Source organism: Phascolarctobacterium faecium DSM 14760 (assembly GCF_003269275.1).
Lineage (GTDB): Bacteria > Bacillota > Negativicutes > Acidaminococcales > Acidaminococcaceae > Phascolarctobacterium > Phascolarctobacterium faecium.
On record NZ_QLTS01000002.1, the window covers coordinates 90,018 to 105,148 of the forward strand.

Annotated in this window: 13 protein-coding genes; 3 read left to right on the plus strand and 10 right to left on the minus strand. The window is 43.6% G+C overall.

Features of this window, described 5'->3' with window-relative positions; translation table 11 throughout:
• Positions 1-461: 461 nt before the first annotated feature.
• A complete protein-coding gene (locus C8D73_RS04270) occupies positions 462-1,682 on the minus strand; it encodes an S-layer homology domain-containing protein (protein ID WP_113077424.1) in 1,221 nt (406 codons plus the stop codon).
• Between the two features lie 412 nt (positions 1,683-2,094).
• Here C8D73_RS04270 and C8D73_RS04275 point away from each other — a divergent pair, with 412 nt between their 5' ends.
• Positions 2,095-2,487, plus strand: a complete 393-nt coding sequence (locus C8D73_RS04275; RefSeq protein WP_113077425.1) for a hypothetical protein — start codon at positions 2,095-2,097, stop codon at positions 2,485-2,487.
• Between the two features lie 60 nt (positions 2,488-2,547).
• Here the strand turns inward: C8D73_RS04275 and C8D73_RS04280 are convergent, their stop codons facing one another.
• The 5 genes from C8D73_RS04280 to C8D73_RS04300 form a co-directional block, all read right to left on the minus strand.
• A complete protein-coding gene (locus C8D73_RS04280; protein ID WP_021718092.1) occupies positions 2,548-3,087 on the minus strand; it encodes a hypothetical protein in 540 nt (179 codons plus the stop codon).
• A 200-nt stretch (positions 3,088-3,287) separates the two neighbouring features.
• Positions 3,288-3,827, minus strand: a complete 540-nt coding sequence (locus C8D73_RS04285; protein WP_113077426.1) for a hypothetical protein — start codon at positions 3,825-3,827, stop codon at positions 3,288-3,290.
• A gap of 131 nt (positions 3,828-3,958) precedes the next feature.
• Positions 3,959-5,185: an S-layer homology domain-containing protein gene (locus tag C8D73_RS04290; RefSeq protein WP_021718094.1), complete on the minus strand. Its 1,227-nt coding sequence runs from the start codon at positions 5,183-5,185 to the stop codon at positions 3,959-3,961.
• A 326-nt stretch (positions 5,186-5,511) separates the two neighbouring features.
• Positions 5,512-6,063: a hypothetical protein gene (locus tag C8D73_RS04295; protein ID WP_113077427.1), complete on the minus strand. Its 552-nt coding sequence runs from the start codon at positions 6,061-6,063 to the stop codon at positions 5,512-5,514.
• A gap of 192 nt (positions 6,064-6,255) precedes the next feature.
• Complete coding sequence (locus C8D73_RS04300) at positions 6,256-7,467, minus strand: porin (RefSeq protein WP_113077428.1); 1,212 nt, start codon at positions 7,465-7,467, stop codon at positions 6,256-6,258.
• Positions 7,468-8,025: 558 nt separating this feature from the next.
• Here C8D73_RS04300 and C8D73_RS04305 point away from each other — a divergent pair.
• Both C8D73_RS04305 and C8D73_RS04310 read left to right on the plus strand, forming a co-directional pair.
• On the plus strand, positions 8,026-9,771 hold the full coding sequence (locus C8D73_RS04305) for a 2-oxoacid:acceptor oxidoreductase subunit alpha (protein ID WP_113077429.1): 1,746 nt from the start codon (positions 8,026-8,028) through the stop codon (positions 9,769-9,771).
• A gap of 1 nt (position 9,772) precedes the next feature.
• Positions 9,773-10,633, plus strand: a complete 861-nt coding sequence (locus tag C8D73_RS04310; RefSeq protein ID WP_021718098.1) for a 2-oxoacid:ferredoxin oxidoreductase subunit beta — start codon at positions 9,773-9,775, stop codon at positions 10,631-10,633.
• 62 nt (positions 10,634-10,695) lie between these two features.
• On the opposite strand, the gene gltS is transcribed toward C8D73_RS04310, so the two are convergent.
• From gltS to C8D73_RS04330, 4 genes are all read right to left on the minus strand, one after another.
• Positions 10,696-11,889 (minus strand): sodium/glutamate symporter, encoded by a 1,194-nt coding sequence (gene gltS / locus C8D73_RS04315; protein ID WP_021718099.1) that lies wholly within the window; start codon positions 11,887-11,889, stop codon positions 10,696-10,698.
• Positions 11,890-11,934: 45 nt separating this feature from the next.
• Entirely contained in the window at positions 11,935-12,864 is a 930-nt protein-coding gene (locus tag C8D73_RS04320; RefSeq protein WP_211305778.1) for an NAD(P)/FAD-dependent oxidoreductase, read from the minus strand.
• A gap of 25 nt (positions 12,865-12,889) precedes the next feature.
• Positions 12,890-13,198 carry a thioredoxin gene (trxA, locus tag C8D73_RS04325; RefSeq protein WP_021718101.1) on the minus strand — a complete coding sequence of 103 codons (309 nt, stop codon included), beginning with the start codon at positions 13,196-13,198 and terminating at the stop codon, positions 12,890-12,892.
• 177 nt (positions 13,199-13,375) lie between these two features.
• Entirely contained in the window at positions 13,376-14,950 is a 1,575-nt protein-coding gene (locus C8D73_RS04330) for a sensor domain-containing diguanylate cyclase (RefSeq protein ID WP_046430931.1), read from the minus strand.
• Between the last annotated feature and the right edge of the window lie 181 nt (positions 14,951-15,131).

Here is a 15,131-nt window from a genome sequence, read left to right on the forward strand (position 1 = left end):
GTTTGCAGCATAGGCAGAAGCAGTTACGCCCAATGCCATTGCCATTGCAAGTACTAAAGATTTTTTCATGTTTCTTTCCTCCTCGGAAATTTATTAAGCCAAGTTTTTCAGCTCATAACAATTTCCTAAGGAATGCGCCATACGAGTTACCTAGTTTCCTCTACGGCCATCCGCTTTTCAATTATTATAAACTTTAAAAACTATAAGCTTTAGTTTATTTTAGCGTGCGTTTCTAGTTTTTGCAATACTATTTTATATTTATTTAATTTAACTAAAAATCAGTAAATTCCACTTTTCTTTTGCTTTTGATAATAATAAATCGCCTATATTTTAAAATCCATTTTTTCCGCTTTATGTATTCTCTTGAAAAAAATTTTCTTACTTGTTCCAAAGTATACAAAAACGGCCGCATATGCGGCCGTTTTTAGTTCAGATTATTTAATTAACTGCAAAAATCTGTCTTAGAAAGTGATCGTCAGATCAGTCCACATGATTTTGTCTTTATCACTGGTATCAAATTTAGATTTAGTATCATAGTAAGCAGCAGTTAAAACCATATTTTTAGCAACAGTATAATTTGCACCTACACCATAACCTTTAAAACCTTGTCCGTCAAAGGTATTAGCATCAGTAGTATGAGCAATATAGGTTTGTCCGCCTAAATCATAATAGTTGGCAAACAGGCCCCAGGAACCTTTTTTAGCCGCTTCCGCACCCTTGAAGGTCAACCCTACAGTCCAGCCGTCATCATCAAGGCCGTCAAGATCAACATCATGATAGCTCATATCGCCTTTAAGGTACATGGCATTCAAAGCAAAATCGCCAAACTCAGTACCAGCACCTACGAACCAGATTGCATTATCAAGTTTACTGTTTTTAGCTAAAATGTCTTTAAAGTTATAGTAACCTGCAGACGCGTTGAATTTACCGAAATCAGCAACTACAGCGCCGCCGGCATAGCTGCCGCCGGTAGTTCCGGAAACGCCCAGCTTATCGAGATCGTCAGTTGCCTTACCAGCGGCACCAATGATCTTGATTTTATCGCCGTAAGAAACTTCCACGCCATCAGCACGATTATCATAGATATTACCGTCAGCAAAGAATGCATTGTAACGGCCGGCAGTTACATCCATACCGCCGAGTCGGCCTTCCAGATAGGCACGTTGGAAATCAGTGCTTTCGTCACCGGAATCAGTAGACAGATCCTGCGTGTTCTGCAGCATACCGGTATATTTCCAGCCGTCATTGATCTGACCTGTGATCCAGATACGGGAACGCAAAGTGCTTTCATAATCGTTGGAAATGCTGCCTTTACCTTCATGGTTAGCATACAAAGCACGGAACTCACCTGTAATTTTAACATTATCAGATTTTTTCTCCAAAGCTGCAACACGTACGCCAAGGCTGTCCAGTTCGTCAGCAAATTCAGCTGCCAAACGATCTACGTTAGCGCCTTTGGCCATTGCTTTTGCTACTATTTGTGCCATTTCATAACGGGTCATCAGGCGATCGCCACCAAAAGTGCCGTTGCCATAACCGTCAACGATACCAGCTGCCGCCAGCTTGTTTACGGAATCATACGCCCAATGGCCTGCCGGCACATCGGAGAAGGGATTTGCAGCATAGGCAGAAGCAGTTACGCCCAATGCCATTGCCATTGCAAGTACTAAAGATTTTTTCATGTTTCTTTCCTCCTCGGAAATTTATTAAGCTTATAAAGACTTTGCGCTCAAATAAATAATTCCGAATCTCCTTTAGTGCGAGTTGCCTTGTTTCCTCTACTTACGGAAATCCATTTCATTATTTTTTTGATCTAAAAGTATAAGCTTTTATATATTCTAAACACTGGCCTTCCTTTTTGCAAGGTTAATTACTATTTATTTATTTTAACTAAAAATCAGTAAATTCATCATTTTATAAGCTTTTAATTATTTTTTCTGCCAATATCCTATAATTTTATTTTTTAAAATTGCATTATTACACCAAAAATTATTTTCGCCTATCCTATCTCTATTCTTATAAAATAAGGCCATTGTATATAACAAATGAATTATGTTAGAATAAGTAAATTACGAATATAAAGGAGGTCCTAAAATGAAAAAAACGCTACTTACAGCAGGTATCATCCTGGCAGCCTGCCTGCCTTCATTCAGCTCCGAAGCCTCAAATAATATTATTCCGACCCCCTCTCGAAACAGCTGTTATCAAAACGTCAGCAGTTATACGAACATAACCCTGGGCATGGCCGATAGGGAACGCAAAGAACAGGAAGCCTGGAACCGTGAAAAAAAACGGCGCGGCAAAGAATATGAATCCGACAAGCAAGAGCGCCGGGACCGTGAACGCTGGGAACGTCAGGAAGAGAAAAAACGCACAGAGGAAAACCGTCACCATAAAAAAGACAAAAAACGTAAGAATGACAGTGATTTTGAACGTCAGCGCAAATGGAAATTCGACCCTTCTCAATCGGGAGGAGAAGGTGACTGACAGCAGGAACCAAAAAAGGGGCAGCTGATCTATGATCAGCTGCCCCTTTCAATAATAAGCCTATTTAAATTGGGTCACCTTTTTCAAATAACTGCGTACAGTCTTGGCAAATTCTTCGCTCTTCCAATCACTGCGTACAGTCAAAATCTCTTCAATTTCCATATCGTCAGAATACTTTTTAACATAATATCTGCCGGTAACTTTGTTCAAAAATGCAAACTCACCGCTCATATCCAGCTTCAAAGTAGGCTCGCGACGGGGAAACAAAGCTTTGTCATCCAGTTTATCAAGCGACATGGCAATAACGATATCCGCACCGCTTTCACGGGCAATACGTTCCAGGTTGGCTTTACTGAAATCAGAAATATTCCTGCTGCCTACCGCCTTATCCACAACGTCCTCGGCAATCATATCAAACTCAGGAAACTTAAACGTATCCATGATCTCTTCCATGTAAATCATACTTGCAGTAGTGTTATCTTCTACATGGTTAGCCAGCGGAACAACAGCCAATTTTGCAGCTTCAGCCTTACCTGCTGCCGGCAGTACAAAACAAACAGCCAAAACAGCCATTAGTACAAAATTCATAATTTTTTTCATTAAAGAGCCTCCTCTATACCAGATTAGATGTCTACTCTGAACATCTTAGCACATTTTAACTGTAAAAAACAAGAGGAGATACAAATTTGCTTTTTTCACAAGAACCTTTGTTAAATTTTATTACGTTTCCTTTAAAAATATAAATGATAAAAAATAACGTCAGCCTTAATGGCTGACGTTATTTTTTATCAAACTACAGGTTATTTTCCCGCAACCTTTTTAAAGGCATTACGCACTACATTCTGCAATACTTCATGCTCCCAGTCACCGCGTACAGTAACGGCTTCCTCGATCGTTCTGGTGTCACGCAGGTCTTTATAATAATAAGCACCGGTAACAGTATTCAGCGAAGCAAATTTACCGCGCAGATCCATTTTCAAAGTTGCTTCTTTACGCTGCGGCATCCGCTTAGCATCCAGTTTATCCAGCTGCATAGCCACTACAATGTCAGCGCCGGTAGCCTGAGCTACCTTCTCTAAAGCGGCTTTGCTGTAATCAGCAAGGCCATTTTCACTGCCGATAGCTTCCAGCACTACATCCTCACCCAAAAGGTCAAATTCCGGATAACGGAACAGTGCCAAAGCTTCCTGCATGTAAATGGTACCGGCCAGTTCATCACCGGCAACATGATTAGCCAGCGGCACAACGGCTACTTTAGCCGCTTCAGCCTTACCGCCTAACGGCAGAGCAAAGCAAACCGTTACTAACGCCAAAAGCACATAATTAAAGAATTTTTTCATTATTTACCTCCTTCAGTAAAAAGCATCTGAAGATATCTTAACACATTTCCGAAAAATCAAAAACTGTTTTGTTGAAAAAAGCGGCTGCCTAAGCAGCCGCTTTTAAATTTACAGTATCTAATTCAGTTAAATTAGAAAGTGAAGGTCAGGTCGGTCCAGATGATTTTGTCTTTGTCGCTGCTGTTCAATTTAGATTTAGTATCATAATAGGCAGCAGTAAAGACCATGTTTTTAGCAACAGTGTAGTTAGCACCTACGCCATAACCTTTAAAACCTTCGCCGTCAAAGGTGTCTGCATCAGTAGTGTGTGCGATATAGGTTTGGCCACCCAAATCATAGTAGTTAGCAAACAGACCATAGGAACCAGCTTTGGCAGCCTCAGCGCCTTTCCAAGTCAAACCAACAGTGTAGCCATCATCATCAAGACCATCAAGGTCATGTCCTTGATAACTAGCATCACCTTTCAAATACATTGCATTTAAACCAAAATCGCCGAAAGAAGTTCCAGCTCCTACAAACCAAATAGCATTGTCAATACCAGAATCTTTTTGCAGAATATCTTTAAAGTTATAGTAACCAGCAGTAGCATTTACAGCACCGAAATCAGCAGAAAGAGCGCCGCCTGCATAGTTACCACCAGTGGTTCCTTCAAGTACATATAATTTAGTAATTTCATCAGTTGCTTTACCAGCAGCCAAAGATAATTTTACTTTATCGCCATAGGAAAGTTCAACACCATCAGCACGGTTATCATAGATATTACCGTCAGCAAAGAATGCATTGTAACGACCAGCGGTAACAGCCATACCGCCTAATTTACCCTGTACATAAGCGCGTTGGAAATCAGTTTTTTCATCACCTGTATAGTCGCCTGCAAAATCCTGAATATTTTGGATCATACCGGTGTAAGACCAGTCATCGTTAACTTGTCCAGTGATCCAAATACGAGAACGTAAATCACCAACATAACTGTCAGCTACATTGCCTTTACCTTTTGAATCTGCGTAACGGAAACGAGCTTCACCAGTGATTTTTACGTTGTCAGATTTTTTCTCCAAAGCTGCAACGCGTACGCCAAGGCTGTCCAGTTCGTCAGCAAATTCAGCTGCCAAACGGTCTACGTTTGCGCCTTTTGCCATTGCTTTTGCTACGATTTGTGCCATTTCGTAACGGGTCATCAGGCGATCGCCGCCGAAAGTGCCGTTGCCATAACCGTCAACGATACCAGCTGCTGCCAGTTTGTTTACGGAATCATATGCCCAATGACCTGCAGGTACATCGGAGAAAGGGTTTGCAGCATAGGCAGAAGCAGTTACGCCCAATGCCATTGCCATTGCTAATACTAAAGATTTTTTCATTGTTATTCCTCCTCAGGAAATTATTAAGTTTATAATTTTGCTGTTTTAGAATAACTTCTTTAGCAAGCATTGCGGCGAGTTGCCTTGTTTCCTCTGCAAATCCAACTATAGAGATTATTCCTTAATCAACTGATTATAAACTTAATTTACTTTACCGCGTTTTTACGATTTTGACAAGTATTTTTTATTTTTATGCAGTAAAAATGTAATCTGATTTTCTTTTCATCTTTTATTATGCAATTTTATAAATTATAATTATAAATCGAACTTATAAATATAATAATTAAAACCGGCAATCATAAAGATTGCCGGTTTTAGAAAAAATATTAAAATTTAGCAACTTTTTTCAGTTCGCGAATCACATGGTTACGGAATTCATTGTGTTCATAATCAGTACGGGCGATAACAGGATATTCAACCAGTTCCTCATCGTTAATACGGTCTTTTGTGACCTTCCCGGTAATGCCGTTGACATACATGATACGGGCTTTGATTTTAAATTTATAATAATCTTCAATCATACCCATCTGCGGCTCCAGGCTCAGTTCATCCAAACTCATCATCAATGCCATATCAGCGCCTGTTTTAGCCATGATACGTTTGAGCATTGCTTCGTCAGGGCCATTTTTGCCAACAACAGCATAATTTTCTTCCTTCAAAGCTTTGTCAAGCACAGCATCATCAACCATATCAAATTCGGGGAATTTGAAATAATCCATACATTCATTAAAGAAAACCTGACCGGAAAGCTCATCATCAGCTACATTATTCGCCAGCGGCAGAATAGCTATTTTAGCGGCTTCGGCTTTACCGAAAACGGGGACAGTAAAACCAATCACAACTAAAGCCAACAATAAATAGCGCAGAATATTTTTCATCGATATAACCTCCTTCAAATAACTATCAATTATAAGTTATTTTATCATAAAACAAACAAAAAAAATAGAGTCAAAGCAGATAATATGACAATTATTATAATAAAGTTTGAATGATACATTCAATGATTTTAATCCTAAGATATAAAAAAGGGCGATCTTAAGATCGCCCTTGAAGAAGCAGGTTCACTAAAATTAGAAAGTGAAGACAACTTCAGACCAAATGGTCTTGTCATTTTTATCAGTTTCTTTTGCATCAAAATCAGAGTACTCAACAGCTGCAACGATATTTTTAGCGAAAGCGTAGTTTACGCCCAGCATATAACCTTTGAAACCGCCTTCTTTATTGAAATCGTTAGCTAAATCGGTATTCATGCCATGATGAATATAAGTGCCAGCGCCCTGGTCATAGTATTTAGCATAAACGCCATAAGTACCAGCTTTAGCTGCTTTAGCGCCTTTATATGCCAAACCAATTACATAACCATCTTCATCAACAGACATAGTATTAACTTTATCTACATCAGATTTTAAATAAGTAGCATCAACTGTGAAGTCACCAAATTTGTAGTCAGCGCCTACATACCAGATTTTATCATCTTGGCCAAGTTTAACAACTTCGTCAGCTTTGACATAACCAGCGTTCAAGCCCAATTTGCCGATTTCGCCGCCCAAAGTAGCTGCCATGTATTTATCAGCTTTTTTACTATTATCTCCACTGGAGATTTTGCCATATTGGAAGCCGACTTTCAAATCTTTACCAAAACCAAGTTTTACAGCATCGGTACGATGGCTGAGGATATTGCCAACGCCCAAGCCCAATGCAGTGTTATTACGGCCAGCTTCTACTTTAACGCCACCGATACGGCCGGTAACGAATGCGCGTTGGAATTCAGTTTTCTCATCGCCTTCATCGTTGAGCAAATCTTGTTCGTTCTGCAACATGCCAACATATTTCCAGTCTTCGTTTATTTGGCCGTTGAGCCAGATACGAGAACGCAGAGTGCTAGTAGCATTAGTACCATTTAAGTTAGTATGTTTGTCATAAGATTGATACATAGCACGGATTTGAGCGTTGATTTTAACGTTGTCGGATTTTTTCTCCAAAGCTGCAACGCGAACACCAAGGCTGTCCAGTTCGTCAGCAAATTCAGCTGCCAAACGGTCTACGTTAGCGCCTTTTGCCATTGCTTTAGCTACGATTTGAGCCATTTCGTAACGGGTCATCAGACGATCGCCACCGAAAGTGCCGTTGCCATAACCGTCAACGATATCAGCTGCTGCCAGTTTGTTTACGGAATCATATGCCCAATGACCTGCAGGTACATCGGAGAAGGGGTTTGCAGCATAGGCAGAAGCAGTTACACCCAAAGCCATAGCCATTGCTAATACTAAAGATTTTTTCATTGTTATTTCCTCCTTCGGAAATGTTTTATTTTTATAAAACGTCCCGGAAAGGAATCTGTGCGCATCAGTTTGCTTCATGCGAGTTACCTAGTTTCCTCTACTCGGCGCACTGCTTTGCTTCGATACTTTCCTCAACGCATTATAAACAGGTTAAAAAACAATTATTATCCTATATATAATTCATTGTTTGGACATATTTTACATTATTTTCAGAATTATTGCAAGTTATTTTGTTAAAAATATAACTAATGATTGCATTTTTCTTTATTTTCGGATAATTCGCTGTTTTTACCAAAGCGTTGCCGCGTCCTGTTTGCCAACGAAAAATTATTTTTACAGGCTATGCTTTTATAAATTACTTATTTGCAGCTGTACTGCCGTATCTGCAGGCTATTTTCAACATATTTAAAAAGTTTTTAAATCTAATTGCTACTGCTATTTTCCGCAGAAATAGGTTAAACTATAGATACAGAAACTTATCTGCACAGGGTGAATTTTTTAAACTTCTCCCGGGTAAATACCTGTACTAAAAAACCTTTTAATAAGGAGGGATATTGTATGAAAAAACAAGAATTATCGTGGAAGGCCGGCGGCCAGCAGGGCGAAGGCTTAGAGAGCCTGGGTGAGATTTTCGCCGCAGCTTTATGCTCTCTGGGCTATGACGTGTATGGTTACCGTCAGTTTTCGTCCCGGATCAAGGGCGGCCACACCAGCTATAAGCTGCGTATCGCCAACCATCCGGTAGCTACGATCGCCAGCAGCTGCAATCTGCTGATCGCGATGGACCCGGACACACTAGAGGTGGATGCGCCTGAACTGACAGCCGAAGGCATTTTAGTTACCGATACTGCCTGGCTGGAAGGTAAAAAGCCAAAGGTACGCACTGTTGCTCTATCCTGGAACGAACTGAGCAAAGCAGACGGTACAACACTGCCGAAAAACATTCTGGCTTTAGGCATCACCGCCGCTTTACTGGGCATCGATACTGCCAAACTGCTGCCGCTGCTGGAAAAACAATACGGCCGCAAAGGCGCCGAGGTCATGGAGACAAACCGCCTGGCGCTGGAAACAGGCTACGAATATATTAAAAATAATTATCATGATCTGCTGGCAGCCTTTACGATGCCGGAACTGGAAAATCCACAGCCGAAGCTGTTTATGTTGGGCAATGAAGCAGTAGCTCTGGGGGCTTTGACCTCGGGCGCCAAATTCATGTCGGCCTATCCGATAACTCCCTCTTCAGAAATTATGGAATATATGGTAAAATACGCACCTGCCGAAGGCGGCGTGATGCTGCAGACGGAAGACGAGATCTCGGCCTGCACGATGGCGATCGGCGCAGCTTATGCCGGCGCCCGCGCTTTTACTGCGACAGCAGGCCCAGGCTTATCGCTGATGGCGGAAGCAATCGGCCTGGCGGAAATGACAGAGACCCCGCTGGTCGTGATCGATACACAAAGAGGCGGCCCCAGTACCGGCCTGCCGACCAAGCATGAGCAGTCGGACCTGATGGCAGCGATCTATAATACACACGGCGACACTGCCAAAATCGTTATTTCGCCTTCTTCTATAGAAGAATCTTTTTACGACACTTTTGAAGCCTTTAATCTGGCTGAAGAATATCAATGTCCGGTCATCGTGCTTTCTGACCTGCAGCTGTCTTTAGGCAAACAGTCCGTAACCAGCCTTGATTACGGCAAACTGCAGGTGCGGCGCGGCAAGCTGGTCAAGGACGGATTGCCGGAAATCAAATCGCCGGAGTATTTTAAACGCTATGATCTGGAAGCAGAAGGCAGCATTTCCATGCGAGTCCTGCCGGGCACGCCAAACGGCATCAGCCTCGGCACCGGGCTGGAGCATGATGAAGTTGGCCGGCCTTCCGAAAACAGGGCCATGCGTACAGCACAGTCCGATAAACGCCTGCGCAAGGTCCGCAGCGTTGTTGATACATTTGAAAGCCCGCTTTATGAAGACGCTCCCTATCCGCAAAGCGATCTGCTGATCATTGGTATGGCAGGCACCCGCGCCGTCATCAGCGAAGTGGCTGAGGAGCTGCGCGAAAAAGGGCTGCGCGTCAATCATGTCCAGATTCGCCTGTTATCGCCATTCCCGGTCTGCGCTCTCAACCATTATCTGCAGGAAGCGAAAAAAATCGTCGTCGTCGAGCACAATGCCACGGCACAGCTGGCACGGCTGATAAAAATGAATGTACCGCCCTGTCCGGAGCTGCATTCTATCTTAAAATACAACGGTGATATTTTCTATAAAGAAGAATTGCTGGCCAAATGCAAGGAGGTGCTGTAAGATGTCGACTTTAGCTAGTTTTCAAAATCAGGTAAAACCCAACTGGTGTCCGGGCTGCGGTGATTACGCCGTTCAAATGGCTCTGCAGCAGGCAGCAGTAAAACTAAATCTGGAACCGCATCAGCTGGCACTGGTTTCCGGCATTGGCTGCAGCGGCCGTATCGGCGGTTATCTATACGCCTACGGCATGCATACAACTCATGGCCGCGCTCTGCCTTTTGCCCAGGGCGTTAAGCTGGCAAACCCTGAATTGACCGTTATCGCCTGCGGCGGCGACGGCGACGGCTTTGCCATTGGCACAGCGCATACTATCCATGCTATGCGCCGCAACGTCAATATCACTTATATCCTGATGGATAATCATGTCTATGGCCTTACCAAAGGTCAGACATCTCCCCGCAGTGATGTTGGCTTTAAAACCAAGACCACGCCGACAGGCAATATCGAGACCCCGATCGCTGCTTTGGAACTGGCTTTAGCTTCCGGAGCAACTTTTGTAGCGCAGGGCTTTTCAGCCCAGCTGCCGCAGCTGGTAGATCTGATCGTCGCAGCCGTACGTCACGAGGGTTTTTCCTTCGTGAATGTGTTCAGCCCCTGCGTAACTTTTAACCATACCAATACTTATGAATGGTTCCGCGAGCATCTGAGCGACGTCAAAGATATTGCCGGCTACGACCCGCATGATAAAGGTGCGGCCGCACGGCATATTATGGAAAAAGAAGGTATGCTGACCGGGCTGCTGTATGAAAACGACCGCGCTTCTTACGAACAGGCCAGCGGCCTTGCCGGTTTCAACACTATTAAAAACGTTGAAAAAATGCCGCAGGCAAACTTTAACAAACTGCTGGAAGGTTTTAAGTAAAAAGAAAATAAGCAAAATAAAAAAATACCACCCAAAGGGTGGTATTTTTTATTAACAGCACTTTAAAACATATTCAAAAACAGGGTAATAATAAAGGCATTGATAAAATCAATGAACAGACTGCCGACCAAAGGTACGATAAAATAAGCTTTAGGCGCCGGCCCGTAACGTGCAACGATAGCATTCATATTAGCCATGGCATTAGGCGTGGCACCCATACCGAAGCCACAGCCGGCAGCGGTAATAACAGCGGCCTCATAATCGCGCCCCATTAAATTGAAAATAACAAAGCGGGCAAACAAAGCCATCATCGCCGTCTGCGCCAGCAGCATTACCACCAGCGGCAGTGCCAGTTCGCTGAGCTGCCACAATTTCAGGCCCATCAGTGCCATTGAAAGGAAGATCGACAGCGACACGCTGCCCATAACGTCGATTTCTTTGGAAAAAACTTCGTACCTTCCGGTCAGGTCGGACAGGTTGCGAATAACAGCAGCCGCCAGCATCGCACCAATGTACGACGGGAAGGTAACACCAAAAGATGTTATCAGGCCTGTGATCCAGGAACCGATACCCATTGCCACCAAAAGCTGACCGATGCCGAAAAGGAAATATTCTTTATCGACAGCATAAGCTTCCTTCCCGACAACAGGAGTTTTATGCACAGGCTCCTGCACACATTCAAAACAGAAAAGATTGTCTTTATCGATCAGATAACGGGCGATCGGCCCGCCGATAACGCTGCCCATAACCAGACCGAAGGTTGCCGCAGCAATAGCCACAGTCGCCGCCCCCTGCGCGCCCATCTGTTCGAGCAGAGGACCGAAGGAACCAGCCGTACCATGCCCGCCGACCATAGGGATCGAACCCGTCGCCATACCGATCAGCGGCCCCAAATTAAAAACAGAGGCCAGTCCGATACCAACAAGGTTCTGCAGAACGATAAGCACGGCGCAGACAGCTACCAGCTTCAAAACGCTGAGTCCGCCTTCTTTCAGCATACGCAAGCTGGCCGTATAACCAATGCTGGTAAAAAACATCGTCATAAAAAATCCCTGCAGCGATGTATCCAGCGTCAAATGCCAAAAGCCTCCGGTCGTCATGACAAGATTCAGCAGAGAAAACAGAACGCCGCCGATAACCGGAGCCGGGATACAGTACTGGTCAAAAATATTGAACCTGCGTTTTAAACGCAGGCCAACATAGTATACAACTACTGCTACAGCAGTCATTTGGTACATATCCAAATCAATATTCATCAGGTATCACGATCCTTAAAAAAGATTGTTCCACCCATTCGTCCATCATAAAAGGTCAATGTAATCGCAAGCCGCCAGGGCAGCTTCCGTACCATCAGCGGCAGCCGTCGTCAGCTGGCGCACCTTTTTAACGCGGCCGTCGCCGGCAGCATAAATGCCGGGACAGGAAGTCGCACAATTTTCATCAGTTTTAATGTAACCATAAGCGTCCAGCTCAACCAAAGACGCGAAAGCTTTATTATCCGGAACATGGCCGATAGCGATAAAAACGGCATCGACATCCAGCGTCTGTTCCTCGCCGCTGACCTTATTGCGGATGCCCAGCGACTCCAGCCGTTCAGAGCCATTGATTGCTGTTACTTCACTGTCAAGAATGAAAACAACGTTATCATGCTCCTGCAGCTTTTCCAGCAACCGTTTTTCGCCGCTGAAAGTATCGCTGCGATGGATGAGATAAACCTTTTTACTGGTAAAGCTCAATACCAGCGCATCATCGAGCGCTGTATTACCGCCGCCGACGACGGCCACGTTTTTATCTTTAAAAAAGGCTCCGTCACAGGTAGCGCAGTAGGAAACGCCGGAACCAATAAAACGGTCTTCATTTTCCAGTCCCAGCGGACGCACCCGCGCACCGGTCGCCAGAATCACTGCTTTTGCAAGCAGTTCGCCGCCATATTCAGTCTGTACGCCTTTATGGCTGCCGTAATCCTGCAGTCCGGTCACTTTATCGTAAACGATTTCCGCACCCATTTTGATAGCCTGATTATAAAGTGCTTCGGCAAATTCAAAGCCGGCAATGGATTCAAAGCCGGGGAAATTCTCTACATGCGAAGCATTGATGATCTGCCCGCCCTGCAAATACTGCTCGACCAGTTTAACAGATTTACCAGCACGAGCGGCATAGACTGCCGCCGTCAAACCCGCAGTACCTGCGCCGACGATCAAAACATCAGTCATAATTTGTTTTTCAGTCATAGTTTCACCGCTTCCCAGCCGCAATTTATTTCAGCATTGCCAAAATAGCCGGCTTCGGCTGTACGCCGACAGAACGTTTCACTTCCTTGCCGCCTTCAAACACGACCAGGGTAGGAATCGTTTCAACTTTATACTTTGCTGCCAGATCCTGATTGGCATCAACATCGATCTTGCAGACTTTCACATCAGTCAGTTCGCTGCCAAGCTGATCAATAACCGGTCCCAGCATACGGCAGGGGCCGCACCAGGATGCCCAAAAATCTACCAGGACTTTCCCTTCAGCCTGCATAACTTCTTTTTCGAAAGTTTCATTAGTAATATGTACAACTGCCATAATAATCGCTCCTTTTATCAATATATTTTATTTATATCTTAATTTTAACCATTAATGATTATAATTGCAACAAATAATAATTACATTATCATTGTTAAAATATCAATAAATTTTTTCTGATACGCCGGAAAACTAAAAGCACTTTACCTTTATATACCCGGCAAAGTGCTTTTATGGTCATTTGTGATATATTTTATACTGTTTCTTGCCGTTTCTTTTGGCTTCGTACAAGGCCGAGTCACTCTGACGTATCAGCAGGTCGACATCCGTAAGCGCATTACTGACGGCAATGCCGATGCTGGCTGACAGCACGGCGAACTTAGCATTGTCGGCAATCGTCTGCTGCAGACTGCTCAAAAATCTTTCTGCCAAAATTGCCAGCTCCGCATCTGTCTTCGAGCCTAAAACTACCGCTAAAAACTCGTCGCCGCCGACACGGGCAATAAATTCAGCTCCGAAGGTCTGCTTCAGCAGCTTGGCTACCATTACCAAAACCGTATCTCCGGCCTGATGTCCATATTCATCGTTGATCTTTTTAAAATTATCAAGGTCGATATAAAAAAGGTTGACATGCTTAGACATGATTTTATTACGCGTCATATATTCATAAAAATAACGGCGGTTATAAAGATCTGTCAGCTGGTCGGTGTTGGCACTGTAAATAATTTTCTTTTCCAGCAGCCGTTCAACGGTTACGTCGCGGCACATACACAGCATACCTACAGCCGTACCGAAAACATCAAAAATAGGCTTTTCGTAAATCTCCAGATTTTTTTCACGCCGACCGACAAGCACTTTTGCATCGGCATAGCCTTTTGCATTGATCTCACTCATATCAGCTAAATTCTGCTGCTTCCACTGCTGATACTCCTGCCCGATCATAGCTTCTTTTCCTTCTGTAAAATACTGCGAGCAGATATCATTGGCATTGATGATCTTGCCGGCCTCGTTAGTCAGCAAAACCGCAAAAGGAAGATTACGCAGGATAACTTCCAGCTCCGCCCCCATATTTTCCAGATCAGTGACGTCGTGCGCGATGCCAACAGTGCCGATCAACTGCTCATTATCATCAAAAATCGGCGACTTGTAAGTCTTAAACTGCCGCATTCCATGCTTAGTTTTGACCTTTTCGTCGAAAATACAGGTTTTCTTTTCCTGCAGGACGATCTCTTCCGATTCCAGACAAATATACTCACCCTGCTCGTATTCTTCCTTTTTCATATCCCAGATATAATAATGGCCGCGGCCTTCAACATCTGCCTTGGTCTTACCAACGGCACGGCAAAAACTGTCATTGACCTTTAAATGCGCGCCGCGGATATCTTTAAACCAGATCAGGCTGGGAATACTGTTGATTCCGGTATCAAGATAACGCTGCGCCAGATGACAGTCTTTTATGATCTTGATATGTTCAAAAAGTCTGTGCAGCCTAAAAGCCACAAAAGCTTCAGTACATGGCCTGATCCAAAGATCTGTCAGCGACTGGTAAACAGCTGCATCCAGCTGCTCTGCAGTTTGCGGCTCAGCACAAAAAACTATTGCGGCATCCGGCTTAGAGTTTTTGACAAGCTCTGCCAAAACTGCTCCTGACAATTCACAGACAATAACATCAGCAGTTTTAACAGCTGCGTCTGCCGACTGCCTTAAAAGCAGCTCGTGCTCAAAACCAGCCAGCGGTTCAAGAGCACTGACAGCATCATATATACGATTATCCTGGCTTAAAATCAATACCTGTAATTTATAATGGTACACGTTTTCACACCCAACTTTTTAATTCCCCATAAATTATTACACAAGCATATTATTGAAATTCTTCTAACTATTTTATTTATATTACATCAAATTATATGCTATTAATTCTTTTTTGTCTACAGTTTCAGCAACATCAGCCTTCCTATGTTATACTATTTTCAAGAAACCGAAAACCGAGGTC